General features: G+C 62.2%; 2 protein-coding genes. Both read right to left on the reverse strand.

The genetic code is table 11. The annotated features are described in order from the left end of the window. Positions 1-219 precede the first annotated feature (219 nt). Positions 220-3,063: an amino acid adenylation domain-containing protein gene (locus ABZT03_RS42865; protein WP_356049568.1), complete on the reverse strand. Its 2,844-nt coding sequence runs from the start codon at positions 3,061-3,063 to the stop codon at positions 220-222. A gap of 168 nt (positions 3,064-3,231) precedes the next feature. After that, positions 3,232-4,977, reverse strand: coding sequence for a thiamine pyrophosphate-binding protein (locus tag ABZT03_RS42870; RefSeq protein WP_356049570.1), 1,746 nt, complete (start codon positions 4,975-4,977; stop codon positions 3,232-3,234). Positions 4,978-5,360: the final 383 nt, after the last annotated feature.

Here is a 5,360-nt window from a genome sequence, read left to right on the forward strand (position 1 = left end):
GCGTTGACGCGGGCCACGCAGCGGGTAGGGGTGATGCACACGGGGCGCATGCCGGGGGCTCTGGGGGAGGCGGGGGTGGGCGCCCTGGCGCGCTTCGTGCTTATCCCCTCGAAAGACCCAACGCCTGCTGATGGCGGCGCGGGCGGTCACAGTCAGTGACCGAGACCGTGAGGCGCGATGCGGCTCTCTCGCAGTGTCGGCTTCGGCGAGCGGGGTCGATCATTCAGGATCGCGTCCGGCTCGATTGAGGTGCATGTCTTTCAGTCTCGCGGCGATTAGCGGGCCGATTTCGGCAAGCGGTTCGGGCCGGGCCATACCGAAGTGGTCCGCGTGAATGCGGTGCTCTCTGATACTTCCACTGATGTAGGCGTTCCACAATGCTGGGACTGGCGGGTTCTCCGGCTTTCCGAGGGTCGCAATGAAGAACAAGAGGTCGCCGTCGAATTTCCTAGGGGTAAACGTTTTCTCGAGTTTTTGGTTCTCGGTCAGGGCCGCCACAACGGATCTCAGGTAGGACTCGTCAAGATTCGCCAGCGCACCTCCACGACTACGAAGCAGCGCGATCGCCTGATCAATGTGCTCGGGCTGCTCGGGTTCAGATTCATCGTCCCCTGCTGGTTCCAGCAGGGCTCCGAGTAGGTTGGCTTCCTGGCCGTCCAGTGCAACATTTTCTGGATATGTGTCCCACAAGGAGAGCAGGGCTATTTTGTCCCCTTGACGCTGCAGCTCAACCGCTACTTCATAGGCCAGAAGACCACCGAACGACCAGCCGACGATATGGTAGGGGCCGGTCGGCTGTATCGATCGCATGTGCGATATGTAATTCGCGGCCATCTCTCGGAGAGTCTGTGGTGCGTAATCTGGATTTGTGATTCTTGGCGTTTGCAAGCCGTAGAGGGGGTAATCGGCTGGGACGTGCTTCATGAGGCCTGCATAGCACCAGCTGAGGCCGGACGCCGGATGCATAAAGAACAGCGGCGCCCGATTGCCCTGGGATCGCAGAGGCAGCAGAACGTCGAGTGAGTCACGGTCCGTGTCCGTGCCCAGCCGGTTGGCCAGGCCGGCGACCGTGGGCGCTTCGAGCAGGCTGCGGACTGTGACCTCGGCGCCCAGCGTCGTGCGTACCTGGCCGATCAGGCGGGTGGCCAGCAGTGAGTGCCCGCCCAACTCGAAGAAGTTGTCCTCGATGCCTACCGTCGGCAAGCCCAGTACATTCGCGAATATCTCACACAGCACTTCCTCCTGCGGTGTCCGCGGCCCACGCGACGGGTCAGAGATGCCGGCGAAGTCCGGCTTCGGAAGTGCCGCACGATCGAGCTTGCCATTGTGGTTCAGCGGCAGCCTGTCGAGGGTGATCACGACCGCGGGCACCATGTATTGCGGCAGTACTCGGGCCAGATAGTTCTTGAGTTCCGCAGGATCGGCCGTAGAGCTTACTGCCGAAAGCACCACGTAGGCGGCTAGCTGCTTGCTGCCGTGGGGGTCTTCTTGGGCCATCACGACGGCTTGGGCCACGGCCTCATTCCGCATCAGTACTGACGCGATCTCGCCTGGTTCGATGCGGAAGCCTCGGATCTTGACCTGGTCATCGATCCGGCCGAGGTATTCCAATTGACCGTCGCTTCGCCACTGAACCAGGTCTCCGGTACGGTACATGCGTTCACCCGCAGCCTCAAACGGGCACGCCACGAATTTCGTAGCCGTCAGGCCTGGCCGGTTCAGATAGCCCAGGGCCAGTTGGATTCCCGCAATGTAGAGCTCACCCGGCACTCCGGCAGCCACCGGCTGGAGCTGCGAGTCAAGTACGAACAGTTTGGTGTTGGATACCGGTGCGCCGATAGGGATGCTCGCGTCCAGGAATTCTGGACGACAATCCCAGTACGTCACAGCGACTGCAGTCTCAGTCGGTCCATAAAGGTTGTGCAGTTGAGCGTTGAACGAGGTCTGAAATTCTTCGGCGAGTTCCAAGGGGAGCGCTTCGCCTCCGCAGAAGACCCGTCGCAGCCCTTTGTAGCCGGCGAGTTCTGGCAGAAGCGCCGTCAGCAGGGAAGGGGTGCACCATGTAACAGTGATTTGATGACTATCAATAAGCTCTGCGAGATAGCGAATATCCCTGTGCCCATCTCGCTTGGCGATAACCGTCGATGCACCGGTCTGGAGGGGCCAAAAAATTTCCGATGTCGACATGTCGAACGTCATCGGCGTTTTCAGCGGGATTCTGTCAGATTCCTGAAGTGGATAGCGTGCCTGCATCCAGGATAGCCAGTTCACGATCCCGGCATGCGGAACGGCAACCCCTTTGGGTTGCCCCGTCGACCCTGATGTGAAAATCGCATAAGCGATATGATCGGGCGTCAGGCGGCCCGTGCGCTCCGCATCGGTTGGATTAGCGTTGGAATATCCGACGGATTCCTGGATAAATCCTGGCTTGTCCAGGACCGTCAGATGGTCGAATCGGGCAAGATAGGGGAGAGTTGCAGTCTCAGCAATGATCAGGGATGGCGAGACATCCGCGAGCACGGCAGTAATGCGTTCTTCCGGGTAATCCGGGTCGACTGGAACATAGGCGGCGCCAGACTTTGCGACCGCGTAAATCGCAACTAGCATCTCAACGGAGCGACCGAGTACGATCGCCACGAATTTGCCGGGGCCCACCCCCTGGGCAATCAGATAATGGGCTAGTCTATTTACCCGGGAATTGAACTGTGCATAGGTGAGGGTAGTGGATTTGTCGGACTCCCCCTCGAAGATCAATGCAGTAGCGTCCGGGGTGCGCTCTACTTGGACCTCGAATCGGTCGACCAGGGTGGCTGACTGGCATCCTCTGAAAGTGCTGGCGCCTCTGGAATGAGAGCTATTGCCAATGTCCGGCATGCTGGATGAATTCGAGCGAATTCCCGTCCAGTGTGAATCAACAAAATCGCAAGCTTTTTCTTGGCTGGCATTCTCAAGCGCTACATTCCATCCGTCGGGCGTTTGGCTGGAATGCGGCCAGAGAGAGTAGTGGCCAGCGCCGTTCGTCAAGACATTAAAGGTGCTGTACTCGCTGTCGAATGTGCTCATTTGCCGAGGTGCCCCAAGCTCTCTGTCTACTAAGAAATGTAAGCATCGCCGTGTTGGCTGCCTTGCCAAAGTTGACGTTTCAGAAGTGTGCACAACGGGATGCTTAAATCCTGCGGCCGCAGGAAATTCCACCGTTTTTTGCACCGCTCTGTATCAGCGGTACCGCGGTCAGCAGGGCTGGCCGCCGCCGTGGGACATCTGCTGCAGTGCTTCTACCCGGCCGGCGCCCTTGATCCTGACGTTCGGGTCGTGGCGGATGTCCAGCAGGGCCGGCCCGCCTGAGGCCATGAGGGCGGAGACCAGGTCGGCTGTGATCTGGCCGGGCTTCTCGATCACAATCGAGGGGATACCCAGGGACGTGGCCCAGAGGCTGAAGTCCATGGGGGGTGCGGCCCATCGCTCCTGCCTGCCGAATTCCTGCTGGTAGCCGTGGTAGACCATGTTGTAGCGGCCGTCGTTGAACACCGCTGCCAGGACCGGCAGATTGTGCTCGACCGCGACGAGCAGTTCGCTGCCGGCCATCTGCATGCAGCCGTCGCCGCAGATGCACACCACGGGGGTGCTCGGGTCGGCGAGGGCGCGTCCGATGGCCGAGCCGATGCCGGACGCCATGCTGCCGAGACCGAGGTGGATGCCGAAGGCCTCCCGGCGTTCGGTAGTCAGGTAGTGCAGGGCGAACAGCATGTGCTCGCCGATGTCGGTCACGAACCGGGCGGACGGTCCCATAGCCTCGGCCAGGTCATGGACGGCGCGGTGCGGCGCGATCAGGTGGGCGGGGTCAGTTGCGAAGTCCGGCTGGTCGAACGGGGACTGCGCCTTGGCCTGGGCCGCGAGTGCGCCCGCATGGGGGTTGCTGATGTGGTTGACCCTGCTCGTGGCGGCCAGTTCGGCTGCGAACGCGCGGACATCGGCCACCACGCCCATGGACGTCTTAAGTCCGCGGCCGAACACGGTCGGGTCCAGGTCGACATGGATCAGGTCGCCGCCCTCAGCGACGTAACGGGTCGGACCGACGGAGACGTCGTCCAGATCCGTGCCGAGGACCAGGGCGACGTCCACACCGGGCTCGATGTACCCTCTGGCCCACCAAGAAGCAGCCATCCCACCCGTGCGCAGAGACAGCTCGTGGTTCTCCCCGAGGATGCCCTTGGCGCGAGGAGTTGTCACGAACGGCACATTCAGGGCCTCGATCATCGCGCGCACCTCATGGACGGCTTCGCGGCATCCCGAGCCGACGACGACCAGGGGCCGCTGGGCGTGGGCGAGGCGGCGGGCTACCTCGGTGACCGTGGCCAGGTCTGCGGCCGGCAACACACGCGAGGGACTGGATGCGACCACTAGCTCAGTCGGGGACTCCGGTGCCGAGGCCCGATCACGCGGCACCACCAGCAACACCGGCCCCTGCCGCCCCGAGGATGTGGCCAAGGCCACGGCATGGGCGGCGTACCCGGCCGCCGCCGACGACGCGGGCAGGCGCAGGGCCGCCCGCGTGACAGGCTGCATCATCGTCTCAATGCCGACGCCGTCCGGTCCCATGTCCTGCAGGTGGATCCGACCCGTGGTGGCCCACACAACGTCCCCGCACAGCACCACCAGGGGCACACTCTCGAAATAGGCGGAGGCAACCCCCGTCACGGCGTTCGTCCCGCCAGGCCCAGCGGTGACCAGTACTCCGGGTACTCGACCTGACTGTGCCCAGTACCCCATCGCCGAAAAGACTGCCGTCGATTCGTGCCGTGATTCGACGAGCCGCGCCTTCGGGTGCCGCACCACCGCGTCGAACAGCGGCATCACCGGCCCTCCTGGGACGCCGAAGAACGTGTCGACACCAGCGTCTACCAGCGTGTCGATGATCACGTCGGCGGCCGTACGGTCAGTGGACTGGACAACTATCGGATGCGTCTTGGCGGACACGTCACGTTTCATGAAGGAATACACTCTCACCGGAACCCGTAGCGGAATAAATAGGCCAAACATAAGGGGTGAAGAGAGTCAACACAGGTGTAATGCATGCTCAAATGGGTCGGCGCTCAAGGGACGCTTCACGACGCGAACGGCCGCCGGCCTCGCCGGCTCGAGAGCACCAGTTGGCTCGCTATGTGCGGTAACGCCCGACCCGATCCGAATGACCATCTTTGCGCCTACTGCTGAGCGACACGGAGACCTGGGTTGTAGGCGGCTGGGGTCAGTGGCGCTGGTGACGTTTCCCCATGATCCTGGACACTCGATGTCTACGCTGCGAGGGCGTGCTGTTGCCGCTGCCTGGTCTCGGCTGGGGTGAGGTAGCCGAGGATCTT

This window comes from Streptomyces sp. NPDC005574 (assembly GCF_040605435.1).
Taxonomy (GTDB): Bacteria; Actinomycetota; Actinomycetes; order Streptomycetales; family Streptomycetaceae; genus Streptomyces.

Bases quoted from the DNA above. Each gene is read 5' to 3' on its own strand.
- ABZT03_RS42865 (WP_356049568.1), bottom strand. From the start codon at position 3,063: ATGAGCACATTCGACAGCGAGTACAGCACCTTTAATGTCTTGACGAAC.